11 protein-coding genes and 1 pseudogene are annotated in these 13,882 nt (G+C 71.2%); 3 read left to right on the top strand and 9 right to left on the bottom strand.

Annotated elements, in window-relative coordinates; genetic code table 11:
* Positions 1–38: 38 nt before the first annotated feature.
* Positions 39–638 (bottom strand): TetR family transcriptional regulator C-terminal domain-containing protein, encoded by a 600-nt coding sequence (locus AB0L65_RS32285; protein WP_350722968.1) that lies wholly within the window; start codon positions 636–638, stop codon positions 39–41.
* Between the two features lie 82 nt (positions 639–720).
* A complete protein-coding gene (locus AB0L65_RS32280) occupies positions 721–2,058 on the bottom strand; it encodes a HAMP domain-containing sensor histidine kinase (RefSeq protein WP_364252877.1) in 1,338 nt (445 codons plus the stop codon).
* 159 nt (positions 2,059–2,217) lie between these two features.
* Here AB0L65_RS32280 and AB0L65_RS32275 point away from each other — a divergent pair, with 159 nt between their 5' ends.
* Genes AB0L65_RS32275 through AB0L65_RS32265 form a run of 3 tightly spaced genes read left to right on the top strand, consistent with a single transcriptional unit; the run spans position 2,218 to position 5,885 of the window.
* Positions 2,218–3,384 carry an acyl-CoA dehydrogenase family protein gene (locus tag AB0L65_RS32275; protein WP_364252874.1) on the top strand — a complete coding sequence of 389 codons (1,167 nt, stop codon included), beginning with the start codon at positions 2,218–2,220 and terminating at the stop codon, positions 3,382–3,384.
* Positions 3,381–4,397: an acyl-CoA dehydrogenase family protein gene (locus tag AB0L65_RS32270; protein ID WP_364252871.1), complete on the top strand. Its 1,017-nt coding sequence runs from the start codon at positions 3,381–3,383 to the stop codon at positions 4,395–4,397. The genes AB0L65_RS32275 and AB0L65_RS32270 overlap by 4 nt, the downstream gene beginning before the upstream one ends.
* Positions 4,398–5,885 carry an AMP-binding protein gene (locus tag AB0L65_RS32265; protein WP_364252868.1) on the top strand — a complete coding sequence of 496 codons (1,488 nt, stop codon included), beginning with the start codon at positions 4,398–4,400 and terminating at the stop codon, positions 5,883–5,885.
* On the opposite strand, the gene AB0L65_RS32260 is transcribed toward AB0L65_RS32265, so the two are convergent.
* From AB0L65_RS32260 to AB0L65_RS32230, 7 genes and pseudogenes are all read right to left on the bottom strand, one after another.
* Positions 5,867–6,988, bottom strand: coding sequence for a C45 family peptidase (locus tag AB0L65_RS32260; protein WP_364252865.1), 1,122 nt, complete (start codon positions 6,986–6,988; stop codon positions 5,867–5,869). The genes AB0L65_RS32265 and AB0L65_RS32260 overlap by 19 nt on opposite strands.
* Positions 6,989–7,023: 35 nt before the next feature.
* Positions 7,024–7,992: a YafY family protein gene (locus AB0L65_RS32255; protein WP_364252862.1), complete on the bottom strand. Its 969-nt coding sequence runs from the start codon at positions 7,990–7,992 to the stop codon at positions 7,024–7,026.
* Positions 7,993–8,010: 18 nt separating this feature from the next.
* The gene (locus tag AB0L65_RS32250; RefSeq protein ID WP_364253554.1) at positions 8,011–8,904 is read right to left on the bottom strand and encodes an NADP-dependent oxidoreductase; all 894 of its coding nucleotides are present in this window, start codon (positions 8,902–8,904) and stop codon (positions 8,011–8,013) included.
* 12 nt (positions 8,905–8,916) lie between these two features.
* Positions 8,917–9,693: pseudogene (locus AB0L65_RS32245) on the bottom strand (zinc-binding dehydrogenase); the annotation flags it as partial.
* A gap of 174 nt (positions 9,694–9,867) precedes the next feature.
* Positions 9,868–11,298 (bottom strand): Nramp family divalent metal transporter, encoded by a 1,431-nt coding sequence (locus tag AB0L65_RS32240; RefSeq protein ID WP_364252859.1) that lies wholly within the window; start codon positions 11,296–11,298, stop codon positions 9,868–9,870.
* A gap of 66 nt (positions 11,299–11,364) precedes the next feature.
* Positions 11,365–12,114 carry a GNAT family N-acetyltransferase gene (locus tag AB0L65_RS32235; protein WP_364252856.1) on the bottom strand — a complete coding sequence of 250 codons (750 nt, stop codon included), beginning with the start codon at positions 12,112–12,114 and terminating at the stop codon, positions 11,365–11,367.
* Positions 12,115–12,380: 266 nt separating this feature from the next.
* Positions 12,381–13,826, bottom strand: coding sequence for an NAD(P)/FAD-dependent oxidoreductase (locus tag AB0L65_RS32230; RefSeq protein ID WP_364252853.1), 1,446 nt, complete (start codon positions 13,824–13,826; stop codon positions 12,381–12,383).
* Positions 13,827–13,882: the final 56 nt, after the last annotated feature.

The following is a 13,882-nucleotide window of genomic DNA, read 5'->3' as shown; positions in this document are numbered from 1 at the left end:
TTGTACGGAGCATCCAATAGCGTCGGAAGAGGGGAGGGTCACAGGGTTTCCGCGGAGAGCCCGAGCTCGGCCGCGGCGGCCGTACGGATCAGCGTGTTCACCTTGCGCCTGGTCAGCACCTTGGGATGCGCGTGCGTCTGGATCGCGAGCCCGTCCACGAGCGCGAGAATCCGCCACGTGGAAGCGTCGGGGTCGTCGCACTTGAACTCGCCGCACGACACGCCCGCCTCGATGATCGCGCGCATGACCAGCCGGCCCCGGGAGTCGAGGCGGCGCGAGATCTCCTCCAGTTCCGGGTTGCGCATCGCCTCGGACCACGCGTCGATCCACAGCCGCCATCCCTCGGTGGGGATCGCCGGGGAGGAGAGCCTGAGCAGGGTGCGCAGCCGTTCGAGCGGCGTGCCCTTGGACTCCTCGATGTGTTCGAGCGAGTGGAGATGCTGGCGGGCGGCGTAGGTGAAAGCCTGCGCGAACAGCCGATCCTTGGTCTCGAAGTGGTAGAACAGCAGCGCCTGGCTCACCCCGGCGGCTCTGGCGATGTCAATGGTCCGGGTATGCCCGAACCCGCGCTCCGCGATGACCTCGCAGGCCGTCTTCAGTAAATCCTCGCGCCGTAATCGGCTGAACCCTGAAGTCACAGCGAGTAACTCACCTCCGATGCATAGTAATCGTGCGCGCCCAGAGATCCATCAAGGGGCGGAAAATTTCTCATACCCACATTCACTCCTTTCGTATCGGCAATCGCAGCACGAAGCGTGCGCCGATGTCGGAGTCCTCGATCGTGAGGGTGCCGTTGTGGGCCTGGGCGATCTCGCGGGCGATGGGCAGGCCCAGCCCGGTGCCGCCGGCGTCGCGGCTGCGTGAGGCGTCCAGCCGGGTGAACCGCCTGAAGACCACCTCGCGCTGGTCCGGCGCGATGCCCGCGCCGTCGTCGAGCACTTCGAGCAGGGCCTGCTCGTTCCGGCGCAGGGTCACGATGATCGTGCTCTCGGCGTGCCGCTCGGCGTTGTCCAGCAGGTTCGTCAGGAGGCGGGCCAGCTTGAGCCGGTTGCCCGTGACGACCACGCCGGGCTGCAGCGCGGTGACGATCTTCTTCGACCGCGGCCTGGTGGTCTCGGCGGCGACCAGCTCGGCCAGGTCGACGGACTCGAGCCGCGACGGGGCGCCCGCTTCGAGCCTGGCCAGCGTCAGCAGGTCGGCGACGATGTTCTGCAGCCGGTCGAGGCTGGCCATCAGCTTGCCGCCGGTCTCGCACCAGTCGGTCTCCTCGGGTGCGAGCATCGCCGCCTCGAGCTCGGCGCGCATGGCGGTGATCGGGCTGCGCAGGTCGTGCGAGGCGTCGGAGGCGAACCGGCGCTGCTGCTCCATCGCGGCCTCCAGCCGCGCGAGCATGAAGTTGGCGGCATCCGCGAGCGCCTTGATCTCCTCGGCCTTCTCCGGCACGGGCACGCGCATGATCTCGTCGCCGTAGTTGATGTCGGTCAGCCGCCGGGTGATCTGGTTCACCGGCGCGAGCGTCCTGGCCACCACCTTGGACACGCCGAACCAGGTGATCGCGACCAGCAGCACGGTCAGCACGATCAGCGCGGCGATCACGGAGGGGTGGATGTACCAGGGCACCGTGGAGTCGTAGGCGTAGACGAACCAGTCGCCGGCCTCGTCGTAGACCCGGACGGCGGCCGTGATGTGGCACTCGTCGCCGAGCTCGGGCAGCTCGCACAGCAGGTCGGTGCGGCTGGGGCTGTTCGGGTCGGGCACCACGGCGGTCAGGCGCGGCTTGCCCTCCAGGTTCGGCGTCGAGGCCACCACGCGACCGGTCGGGTCGACGACCTGGATGCCCTTCAGATCGAAGTGGGGCAGGGGGCGCAGGTGATTGCGCTGGATGTCGTGGCCCACGTGCAGCGCCGCGGTGGTCACCTCTCTCGTGCGGATGTCGACGGCGGTGTTGCGCCCCACCCACAGGAAGAACGAGCCCGCCGCCAGGCACAGCAGTGCCATGGCGACGCTGGCGAACAGCGCCAGGCGCGCGCGAATGGACCGGCCCAGCCGTTCGATCACACCCAATCCCCCCGTGATCAGATGATCACAGTACGTGCCTCTACATCCAATTATCGGAGATTCGGTGATAAATCACGCCAAAAGACCTGCAGAACAGTGCTCTATGCGGCATCCGGTCGCCTGACTAGAGTAAGTGAGCACTGATGCCAAGGAGTCGAAGTGAACCTTGCTGACTATCGGCGGTCCGCCAGGACCTGGCTGCAGGAAAATGTCCCGGCGGACGACCGGCCCGGGGGAGACCCGATCGCCCGGGCCAAGGAATTCATGGCCAAGCTCCATGACGCCGGCTACTCCGGCATCACGTGGCCGGAGCAGTGGGGCGGCCAGGGGCTGACGCAGGCGGAGGAGCGCGCGTTCGCCGCCGAGGCCCGCGGTTTCACCCTCCCCACGTACGTCTTCTCGATCGGCCTCGGCATGACCGGGCCCACGCTGGTCGACCGGGGCACCGACGCCCAGCGCGAGCGGTTCGTCCGGCCGCTGCTGCGCGGCGAGGAGATCTGGTGCCAGCTCTTCTCCGAGCCGGGCGCGGGCAGCGACGTGGCCGGCCTGCAGACGAGGGCCGAGCGCGACGGCGACCACTGGATCGTCAACGGCCAGAAGGTGTGGACCTCGGTCGCCCACCACGCCGACTGGGGCCTGCTGCTGGCCCGCACGGACGTGGAGGTGCCCAAGCACAAGGGGCTGACCATGTTCGTGGTGGACATGCACCACCCCGGGGTCACGGTCAGGCCGCTGAAGGACATGACCGGCAGGTCCAACTTCAACGAGATCTTCTTCGACGACGTCCCGGTCCCCGACGAGCACCGCGTCGGCGAGGTCAACGACGGCTGGAGCGTGGCCGTCACGACCCTGCTGCACGAGCGGCTGTCGATCTCGGCGGGCGTGGGCATGAGCGGTCAGAAGGAGGACCCGACCTCGCTGGAGGCGCTGCGCCGGGTGGTCGACACCGGCGACCCGCTGGTCCGCGACGAGCTGGTCGAGCTGCACATCCGCAGCCGCGCCCTGGCGCTGTTCAACCAGCGGCTGGCCCAGGAGACCGAGGCGGGGATCTTCCCCGGCGCCCGGGGCAGCGCCGCCAAGCTGCTGCTGGCCGAGCTGACCATGTTCCAGGCAGACCTGGCCACGCGGCTCGCCGGCCCGGAGGCCGCCCTGGGCGACTCCCCGCTCGCGCAGGCGATCTCGATGGCCCCGGCCATGTCGCTGGGCGGCGGCACCAACGAGATCATGCGTAACATCGTGGGCGACCGCGTGCTCAACCTGCCGCCGGAGCCCCGGATGGACAAGACCGTGCCGTTCAAGGACCTGAAGGTGGGGACGCAGGGGTGAAGCTCGTACTCGATGAGGAGCAGCGGCAGCTGCGCGAGGCCGTGCGCGCCTTCCTGGGCGCCGCCTCGCCGCTGTCCAAGGCGCGGCAGGGCTACGACCCGCAGGTGTACGCCAGGCTCAACGGCGAGCTGGGCCTGGCGGGCCTGATCATCGCCGAGGAGTACGGCGGCGCGGGCGCGGGACTGGCCGAGCTGGCGGTCGCGCTGGAGGAGACGGGCGCGGCCCTGCTGCCCGGGCCGTTCCTGGCCACCGCGTTCGCCGCGATCGCCCTGACCCGCACCCCCGACAAGGAGCTGCTCGCCGCCATCGCGGAGGGCCGCACCACGGCCACGCTCGCCCAGGCCCCCGTCGACCTCGACGGCGGGGCCGTGCGCGGCACGCTGGCGCAGGTGCTCAGCGGCATGGAGGCCGACGTGCTGGTGGCGCCCGCGCGCGGTGGCGACGGCGAGCTCCTGGTCGCCGTCGAGCTGGCCGGGCCCGGCGTCACCAGGACCCCGCTGGAGACGCTCGACCTGACGCGCGGCCAGGCGCGGGTGGTCCTGGAGGGCGCGCCCGCCCGCGTGCTGGGGCCGGCGCCGGAGGTCGGCGACCGGCTGTGCGTGGCGCTGGCGGCCGAGCAGCTCGGCGTGATGCGGGCGGCGCTGGACGCCATCGTGGCCTACGCCAAGATCCGCGTCACCTTCGGCCGGTACATCGGCTCCTACCAGGGCGTCAAGCACAAGCTGGCCGACATGCACTGCAAGCTCGAACAGGCCGAGTCCATCGTCAGGTACGCCGCCTGGGCCGCCGACGAGTCGCCGGAGGAGCTGCCCGGCGCCGCCGCCCTCGCCCAGGCCTACGTCGGCCGCGCCTGCTTCGAGGTGGCCCGCGACCACCTGCTGCTGTACGGCGGCATCGGCTTCACCTGGGAGCACGACGCGCATCTGTTCTACAAGCGGGCCAAGGCGGACGAGGTGCTGCTCGGCCCGCCCCGCATCCACCGCGCCCGTCTCGCGCAACTGCTGGAGCTCTAAATGGATGTCAGCCAGCTGCCGGGCTTCTACGCCATCGCCGCCGCCGACCCGGACCGCCTCGCGGTGATCGACTCCGACGGCACGAGGACGTCCTACGGCGAGCTGCTCGCCCGGGTCAACCAGGTGTCGCACGGCCTCAGGGCCCGCGGGCTCGGCACCGGCGACGTGGTGGCGGGCGTGCTGCCCAACGGCATCGACGCCATCGTCATGGTCATGGCGACCGCGCAGATCGGGCTCTACTACGTGCCGATCAACTGGCACCTGACGGCGTCGGAGGTGGCGTACATCCTGGCCGACTGCGACGCCAAGGTCGTGGTCACCGGGCCCGACCACGCCGTACCCGGCGGGGAGATCGGCACGGCGGGGCTGGCCGAGGGGCAGCCTGCCGACGCGCCCGGCGAGCGGACGTCCGGGGCGGTCATGTGGTACACCTCCGGCACCACCGGCTTCCCCAAGGGCGTGCAGCGGCCGCTGCCGGGCGTCGCGCCCGAGCAGATGGTGCCCGCCTACCAGTGGTTCCTCGGCGAGGTGGTGGACCTCAGGCCGGGCGACGACGTCCATCTGGTGACCTCGCCGATGTACCACTCGGCGCCGTGCGCGCACACCCAGTTCGCGCTGCACCTCGGGCACACCGTGGTCGTCGCCCCCAAGTTCGAGCCGGTGACGATCCTGGAGCTCGTCGAGCGCTACCGGGTCACCAACGCGATGATGGTGCCGACCATGTTCCACCGCATGCTGCAGCTGCCGGAGGAGGTCAGGGGCAAGTACGACGTGTCGAGCCTGCGCCAGGTCATCCACACCGCCGCCGCCTGCCCCGTCGCGGTCAAGCAGCAGATCATGGACTGGTGGGGGCCGGTGCTGTACGAGTACTACGGCTCCACCGAGTCGACGATCGCCTTCGCGGTCAAGCCGCACGACTGGCTGGCCAGGCCCGGCACGGTGGGGCGGCCGGTGCCCACGTTCGAGGCCAAGATCGTGGACGAGGACGGCGCCGAGCTGCCGGTCGGCGAGCCCGGCCTGATCTACGTCAAGTCGGCCATGGGCACGTTCGAGTACCGCAAGGACCCGGCGAAGACGGCCGCCAGCATGCTGGGGGAGTGGTACTCGCCGGGCGACATCGGCTACCTGGACGAGGACGGCTACCTGTTCCTGTGCGACCGGCGGACCGACCTGATCGTCTCCGGCGGGGTCAACATCTACCCCGCCGAGATCGAGGCCGCCCTGCTCGAGCACCCGGCGGTGGCGGACGTGGCCGTCATCGGGGTGCCGGACGAGGAGTGGGGCCACCACGTGGTGGCCCTCGTCCAGCCCGCCGAAGGGGTCACGCCCGGCCCCGGACTCACCGCCGAGCTGCTGGAGCACTGCGGGCCGCGCATCGCCAGGTTCAAGCACCCGAAGGAGATCGAATACCGCTCCCTGCTGCCGCGCACGCCCACGGGCAAGCTGTCGCGCTCCAAGGTGCGCGAGGACTACCTGTCGGAGGGGTGAAAGACCAGCTCCTCGCTGTAGCGCCGGCCGTCTCCCAGGTAGAAGCGGGCCGACAGGGTGCGGTCGGCGGTGTCGAAGACGGTCGTCCACAACGTGCGGAACGGCAGGGCCGGGTCCTCGGCCTGCCGGACCGCGCGCAGGTGGTCGCGCAGCTCCCGCGGTGACACGGCGGCGCCCTTGCTGCGCTCGTACAGCGTGCGCAGCCGCTCGTAGGTCCGGAAGCTGCCCGGGGTGTCCTCGGGCAGGTTCATCGGGTCGGGGTGGCGGTGCAGCAGGTGGTTGGTGACGCAGAGCGGGCCGTCGCCGAGCTGGACGATGTGCTCGCCGCCGTCCCTGCCGCGCTCCCACACGAACGCCTGCCCGTGGGCGTCGGCCACCAGGTAGTGCAGGGAGGTGCCGTGGTCGTACTGCTTGGCGCCCAGGAGCGCCTGCTTGGCCTGCTCCACGTTCTCGCAGGTGTCGACCAGGAACCTGGGCAGCTGCACGCTCCCCACCCCGACCTGCGGAGACACGTGCTCCGGCGGCGCGGCGTGCTCGAAGTCGGCCACCAGCAGCACGACCGCCAGGCCGGCCGAGTTGATGCCGTCCATGCAGCCGTCGAGGTTCGACATGGTGATCACGGTGGAGGCCGGCCCCTCGTCGGGCACCGTCGTGATCACGTAGGGACGCGAGGCCATCGGCAGCTCGCCCGGCCTGGGCTCGGTGCCCATCACCTCGCTGCTGGTCATGGGGAAGAAGTCGTAGTTGCGGCCCATCCGGCCGTGGCCGTCCGCGGCGGCCGACGGCGGGATCCACAGGGCCGAGCAGCCGGTGCCCTCGGGGACGTAGTTCAGCCCGTCGAGGGCCAGATCGTCCTGGTCGGGGTCGAGGCCGAGGACCGCCGCCGCGCCGTCCATGCGGGCGTGGTGCTGCGGCCAGTGCCGCTCGAACCACGTCCTGCGGGCCCGGTTCACCGCCGGGTCGGCCGGCGTGGGGGCCCAGCCCAGCCGCCGGGCCTCCTCGGTGAGCGCCCTGCCGATCTCGAACTGGCTGCCTTTGAGCGTGAGATGGTGCACGAGCTGGAAATCGTCCTTGCCGCCCGCCACCCGCGTCATGTTCTTCATGCCGCCGAGCCTGAGGCCGGCCGCTGACCGGAGCCCTACCGTTCGCTGACCGCCCGCCGGTAGCGTTCGGAGAGCCTCAGCACGGCCTCGGCCAGCTCGGGCGGGTCGAGCACCTCGAAGTCCACGCCCATGAACCCGATCCACACGGCCATGCTGTCCGGATTGTCGCCGCCCAGCCTGACCAGGCTGGTGGCCTCGTCCACCGGCTCCACCTCCAGCCCCGCCGGCAGGTGGGCCAGCCGGTCGGCCGGGGCGTGCGCCAGCACCGTGGCCCGGTGGCGCCACGTCGCCGTGTTGACGCCCTTCTCCACGTACGCCGCCACGTCGCCGCCCTCCGGCGGCTCGCGCGGGGTGAACCTGGGCCCGGCCGGGGTACGCGGGCGCACCCGGTCCACCCGGAACGTGCGCCAGCCCTGCCGCTCGACGTCGTACCCCACGAGGTACCAGCGGCCGCGCCGGTGCGCCAGACGGAGCGGCTCCACGTTCCGCACGGCCGTCGCCCCGTCGTGGCCGGTGTAGTCGAAGCGCAGCCGCTCGTGGTCGCGGGCCGCGTTCGCGATCGTGGTCAGCACCTCGGGGGGTACGGCGGGCACGTCACCCGGTATTTGCCCCGGTATTTGCACGGTGTAGGTGTTGAGCGCGTTCACCCGGCGGCGCAGCCGGGACGGGAGCACCTGCTCCAGCTTGGCCAGGGCGCGCACGGAGGTCTCCTCGATGCCCTCGACGCCGCCCCCGGCCGCCCGGCCCAGCCCGACCGCCACCGCGACGGCCTCCTCGTCGTCGAGCAGCAGCGGCGGGAGCGAGGCCCCGGCGCCCAGCCGGTAGCCGCCCGCGACCCCGGGCGTGGCGTGCACGGGGTAGCCCAGCGTGCGCAGCCGCTCGACGTCGTTGCGGATCGTCCTGGTGGAGACCCCGAGCCGGGACGACAACTCGGGGCCGGTCCAGTCCCGGCGGGCTTGGAGCAGGGACAGGAGCTTCAGCAGGCGGGCCGAGGTTTCCAGCATGGAGACCAGTGTGCCGCGCTATCGCGGCAAGGCCCCTTCCGTGTTCACCACGATCTTGCCCAGGAAGTGGCCGTCCTCGCTGAGCCGGTGCGCGTCGGCGATCCGCTCCAGGGGGAACGCCTCCGCGATGGGGATCCGGACGTTCTGGTGGTCCACCGGCCCCTTCGCGCCGCCGGACGAGAAGCGCACGCCGAGCTCGGCCGCGCCGGCCCGGTCGGCGATGGTGATCACGTTGGCGGGGTCGCCGGCCAGCTTCACCGACAGCTCCAGCTCGCCTCTGCCCGAGGCGTCCAGCACCCGGTCGACGGGGCCGGGCAGGCGCTCCTCCAGGCCCTCGCCGTACGTGACCGGGTGGACGCCGAGGCCGCGCAGGAAGGCGTGGTGGCGCTCGCCGGCCGTCCCGACGACCCGGGCGCCCGCGGCGAGGGCGAGCTGCGCGGCCGCCAGCCCGACGCCGCCCGCGACCGCGTGGATCAGCAGCGTCTGGCCCTTCTCCAGGCCCAGCCCGCCCAGCGCCCGCCGGGCCGTCTCGACGGCGACGGGCAGCGCGGCGGCCTCCTCGTACGTCAGATCGTCCGGCTTGGCCGCCAGCAGCCCCGCGTCCGCGATCGCGTGCGTGGCGGCGGCACCTCCCTCGACCTGCCCGAACACCGCGTCGCCCAGCCGCCACCCGGTCACCCCGGGGCCGAGGGCGTCGATCGTCCCGGCCAGTTCGAGCCCGGTGCCCTGAGGCTCCCCGAGGGGCGCGCCCATGAGGCCGCGGCGGAGCTTCCAGTCGATGGGGTTGACCCCGGCCGCGCGGACCGCGATCCGCACCTGTCCCGGGCCGGGCTGGGGGAGCGGGATCTCCTCCAGGGCCAGCACCTCCGGACCGCCGTGGGCGCGGTAACGGGCGGCCTGGGCGGTGACCAGCAGGACCGCCTTGCCGACCAGCTCGCGGCTCCCCAGGGCGGCGTGGGCCTCGTGCGCGCGTTCCAGCGGCACGGCCAGCCCCACGACGGTCGTCAGGATGTCGTGCTCCAGGGCCCGCCCGGCCAGCCGCCGGAACTCGTCCGGCGCGAACTGGACCTGCTCCATGCCCACCACCCGCGCGGCCCCGGGCTCGATCCGGGCGGTCGAGCCGCTGGGCACGCCGTAGGCGAAGAACGTGCCGCCGGGCTCGACCAGCTCGTACGCGGCGCCGCCGACCTCCCCGCCGACCCCGTCGAACACCACGTCGAAGGGCCCGCCGAGCTCGTCGTAGCCGACGGCCTCCGCCGCGCCCATGCCCAGGGCCGCGGCCCGCTTCGCCGCGCCGCGGGCGGCGGCCGTCACCCGGGCCCCCGCCGCACTCGCCAGCCCCACGATCGGCAGCCCCAGCGCGCCACCGGCCCCCGTGACCAGCACCCGCGTCCCCGGCTTCAGCTCGGCCGCCGCCACCAGGCTCAGGGCCGCGGGCCCGACCTGGATCAGCGCGGCCGCCCACCACAGAGGCACCTCGTCGGGCACCGGGACCACCGTCTCGACGTCGGCGACGACCCGCTCGGCGTACGCGCCGCCGCCGGGCAGGAACGCGGCCACCCGCCGCCCCGCCCACGCGCCGTCCACCCCGTCGCCCACCGACAGCACCCGCCCGGCCACGCCGGTGCCGGGCACGAACGGTGGCTCGCCGGGGAACCACTCCCGTCCCCAGCCGGCCCGCAGCTGCGCGTCGAGCGACATCACGTCCACCACCGACACGCCGATGAGCACCTGCCCCGGGCCGGCCTCCGGCTCCGGCGCCTGCCGGACCTCCAGCACCTCGGGACCGCCGAACCTCGTCACCTCGATCACGTCCATGCGGCCGAGTCTGTAACCTCAAGTCCGGTTGAGGTCAATTCCGGGGGCAGGTCACTCTCAGCCGAACAGCTTGTCCGCCTGCTGGATGACGACCATCACGGTCAGCGTGCCGAAGAACGCCACCGACCAGATCAGCGCGCCGAGCCGGTACGAGCGCACTTTGATGGGCTCGGGCAGCGACCGCCGGTTGAGGATGATCAGCAGGATCGAGTACACGAACATCATCACGGCCGCGAAGCACGCCGAGAGCACCAGCAGGATGAGCGGCTGGTCGAAGCCCGCCAGCAGGAAGGCGATCCCGATCAGCGCCATCGCCCAGACGGTGTAGAAGTAGACGCGGTTCACCGAGACGGGCTTGTCACGCAGGTAGACCGTCTTGATCGTGTCGGAGGCCAGCCGCGAGGTGTAGTCGACGATGCCCATGGCGGAGGCGAACAGTGCCAGCGCCCCGATCACCCAGAACAGCACCCCGAACCACGGCCCGACGACCTCCTGCAGCACCTCGCCCTCGACCTTGAGGAACTGGATGCCGTTGGCCAGTCCCTCCCGGCCGAACACGGTGGAGTAGGCCAGCATCGACATGAACGCGATCGTCAGGAACGACACCACGGCGAAGGTCCAGGCCTGCTCGATGTTCGCGAAGCGCCACCACTGCCGCCAGCGCGCCAGGTTCTCCTTGGTGGGCGCGAACTGGAAGCCGGTCGAGGCGGCCGCCTCCTCCTGGCCGGTCACCGGGCTGACCAGGCGCGGCACGTACAGGCCCATGCCGAAGCCCTTGTCGCGGATCCAGTTGCTCTGGCAGAGGTTCTGGCCGCCGCCCGCGCCGGCGTAGGCGATGGCGCCCATCAGCAGCGAGAACTCCAGCGGCGGCACCGGGATCCGGGCGCCGACGGTCAGGCCCTTGCCGAGCTGGACCCAGCTCTCCGCGTTGATCGCGAACAGGACGGCGACCAGGATCAGCGTGGCCACCAGGATGATCTTCACGAAGATGACCCGTTCGAGCGCGGTGTAGATCACCGGCGCCAGCGTCAGGCCGAGTGCGATCACGACGAGCATGCCGATGGCGATCCACCGCACGCTGCCCGCGCCCGACCCGGTCAGGTACGTCACCATCGTCGCGGACGTGGTGACCCAGCCGGGCCAGAGGTTCGAGCAGAGCGTCATCACCACGAAGACCAGGCCCCAGTGTTTCCACATCCGGCTGAAGCCGGTGAGCGCGGTCTCACCGGTGGCCAGCGTGTAGCGCTCGATCTCCATGTTCAGGAACCACTGCGTGATGATGCCGATCGCGGCTCCCCAGACGAAAATGAGCCCGACTTGGGAGGCGATGTACGGCCAGAGAATGAATTCGCCCGACGCCAGCCCCACACCCGCGCCGACCAGCCCCGGGCCGATGATGCGCCAGGTCGATCGGGGAGGGTCGGGCAGGTCGCGGACGGTGACGGACGGTAGGACTCGCGCGGGAACGGTCGGGGTGAACTCCGCCATGCGAATCTCCTTGCTAAGCGTTGCCTAGCCGCCACATTACAGAGACCGCAAACTCTGGTGGAATACCTAGTTAACCTGCTTGACCACGTATTCTCCGCGTTCGGTGAAACCCACGACACGCCAGCCCGCTTTCATACGCCGGCCGAGCGCGTCACGCACGGCGAGCCGCCAAGCCGCGGCCGCCGCCGGGTCCTCGCGCCGCAACCGCTCGACGTCCGCCGGCGTCCCCACGAGCACCGTGCCGCCCCGCGCCTCCTTGGCCACGGGCCACCCGCCCTCGTCCGACAGGAGCGCCTCGGCGGCGGGCGGTTCGCCGGGTTTCGCCGTTTCTGTGAGGCGCCACGCGGCCAGCAGTCGGTCGGACGCGTCCCCCTCGTTGATCGCGTCGGCCATCTTCCCGTAGAAGTCCTCCAGGTACTCCTCCGGCATGGCGCCCAGCTTGACCAGGTTGAAGCGCGCGTTCCTGCGTACGAGGGGGTCGAACGTCCAGGTGATCCGTTCCAGCCCCTGACCCAGGCACCACTCGCGCTGGTGCGACTTGAGCGCGTGGCCGATGCCCCTGCCGATGACGGCGCCGGTCACGTGCGAGTGCAGCGTCCGCTCCGCCGCCCTGAACCCGACCGAGGCGCCCACGAGCGTGCCGCCCTCGTCGTACGCGCCCGCCACGTAGTTGCCCGTGTGCGCGAACCCGATCATCAGCTCTATCGTCACGGGCGGGTTGTGCGGCGCCGGGTGCCAGATGTCGTCGAAGAGCCGGTAGACCTCCTCGAACTCGTCGATCTCCCGCAACTCCCTGATCTTCACACCACCGTTCACCCCTCCATTTACGCACGCCCGCGCGGCCCTGCCGGACGTCCCCTTACGCACGGCCGCTTACGCACGTCGGCTACGCACGCCCGCGCGTCCCCGCCGGACGTCCCCTTACGCACGCGCGCCGGCGGATCGTGGTCCGACGGCGCGGCGCGCTCCGCAGTACCGCGCGCTCGGCGTCAGGCGTCGGCGGGGACCCGGAGCCTCGGTCCGGGGCCGCAGATCGGGGCTCGTGGATGCGGGCCCGCAGATACGGGCCCGCATCGTCGCGGCTAAGGCGTCCGCTGGCCGACGGGGCGGTAGGCGGGGGCCGGGGGTCTGGTGGTGAGGCGGCGGTAGAGGGTGGTGGGGCCCGGCCAGTTGTTCGTCACGCGGCCCTCGGCCGTCTTGTACCAGCTCCGGCAGCCGCCGCCCCACACCATCCGCGCCATCGCCGCGTCGAGCTGCCCGCGCCAGGCCGCCATCACCTCGGGCCGCACCTCGATCGGCCCGTTGGCGGACAGGTACGGCAGGCAGGACATGATGTGCTCAACCTGGCACTCGATCATGAAGACGATGGAGTTGTGGCCGAGGTTGGTGTTGGGGCCGTACAGGAGGAAGAGGTTGGGGAAGTTCGGCACGGAGATGCCCAGGTAAGCCTCGGGGCCACCCTTCCACTGCTCCTCCAGCGTGCGGCCGTCGCGCCCGGTGATCTCCATGGGGGCCAGGAACTCGGTGGTCCGGAAGCCGGTGGCGTAGACGATCGTGTCCACCTCGTGCGGGCCCTCGGTGGTCTCGACGCCCGTGGGCGTGATCCGTACGATCCTGTCCGTCACCACGTCGACGTTGGGCCTGGTCAGCGCGGGATAGAAGGCGCTGTCGATGACGACCCGCTTGCAGCCCGGCGGGTAGTCCGGCGTGAGCTTGGCCCGCAGCGCCGGGTCGGGCACCTGGTCGTGCAGGTGCCGCAGGGCGCGTCTCCTGAGCAGGTCCGCGCTCCAGCCCTGGGCGAGCGCGGGATAGAGGGTGGCCTCGGCGTACCGGTAGAGCCACTCGCGGTAGGCGCGCTGGAGGCCGGGCACGTAGCGGAACCCCAGCCTGGCCAGCGGTCCGAAGGTGGTGTCCGGCTTGGGGATGACCCAGTTCGGGGTGCGCTGGAACACGGACAGGCGCTCGACCTGCTCCGCGACGCGCGGGATGAGCTGGGCCGCCGACGACCCGTTCCCGATCACGGCGACGCGGCGGCCGGTGAGGTCGTGGGTGTGGTTCCAGCGGGCGGAGTGGAAGGAGGCGCCCCCGAAGCTCGACATTCCCGGAATGTCGGGGAGGTGGGGGCGGTTGAGCTGGCCCGCGCCGGTGACGACCACGTCGAACGGCTCGGTGCGGTCGCCGCTCGTCACCTGCCACCTGGTGCCGTCGAAATCGGCGCGCTGGACTTCCGCGCCGAACCGGATTTTTCGCCTGACGTCGTATTTATCGGCGCAATGTTCAAGATATCCAAGAATTTCGGGCTGTTCTGGGTAACGGCGGGTCCAGCTCGCGTACTGCTCGAATGAGTACGAGTAAAGATGCGAGGGAATGTCGCACCCCGCCCCGGGATAGCTGTTGTCGCGCCAGGTGCCCCCGAGGTCGTCCGCCCTCTCGAAGATCACGTACGAGCGGATCCCGGCCCGTTCGAGCCGGATCGCCATGCACAGCCCGCCGAACCCCGCTCCGACGATCGCGACGCTTGGTGACATGCCGCCCTCCGCAGGTCAGGATTCACTTACATTACGCCGAACGCCGTTCCACCGAC

It is taken from the genome of Nonomuraea sp. NPDC052116 (genome assembly GCF_040680035.1).
In the GTDB taxonomy this organism is placed as follows: domain Bacteria; phylum Actinomycetota; class Actinomycetes; order Streptosporangiales; family Streptosporangiaceae; genus Nonomuraea; species Nonomuraea angiospora_A.
This window is presented reverse-complemented; position numbering and strand designations above follow the sequence as displayed.

What these genes read in the sequence shown, in the direction of transcription:
- AB0L65_RS32255 (WP_364252862.1), bottom strand. Translation starts at nt 7,992, where the DNA reads ATGCTGGAAACCTCGGCCCGCCTGCTGAAGCTCCTGTCCCTGCTCCAA.
- AB0L65_RS32230 (WP_364252853.1), bottom strand. Translation starts at nt 13,826, where the DNA reads ATGTCACCAAGCGTCGCGATCGTCGGAGCGGGGTTCGGCGGGCTGTGC.
- AB0L65_RS32260 (WP_364252865.1), bottom strand. Translation starts at nt 6,988, where the DNA reads ATGAAGAACATGACGCGGGTGGCGGGCGGCAAGGACGATTTCCAGCTC.
- AB0L65_RS32240 (WP_364252859.1), bottom strand. Translation starts at nt 11,298, where the DNA reads ATGGCGGAGTTCACCCCGACCGTTCCCGCGCGAGTCCTACCGTCCGTC.
- AB0L65_RS32265 (WP_364252868.1), top strand. Translation starts at nt 4,398, where the DNA reads ATGGATGTCAGCCAGCTGCCGGGCTTCTACGCCATCGCCGCCGCCGAC.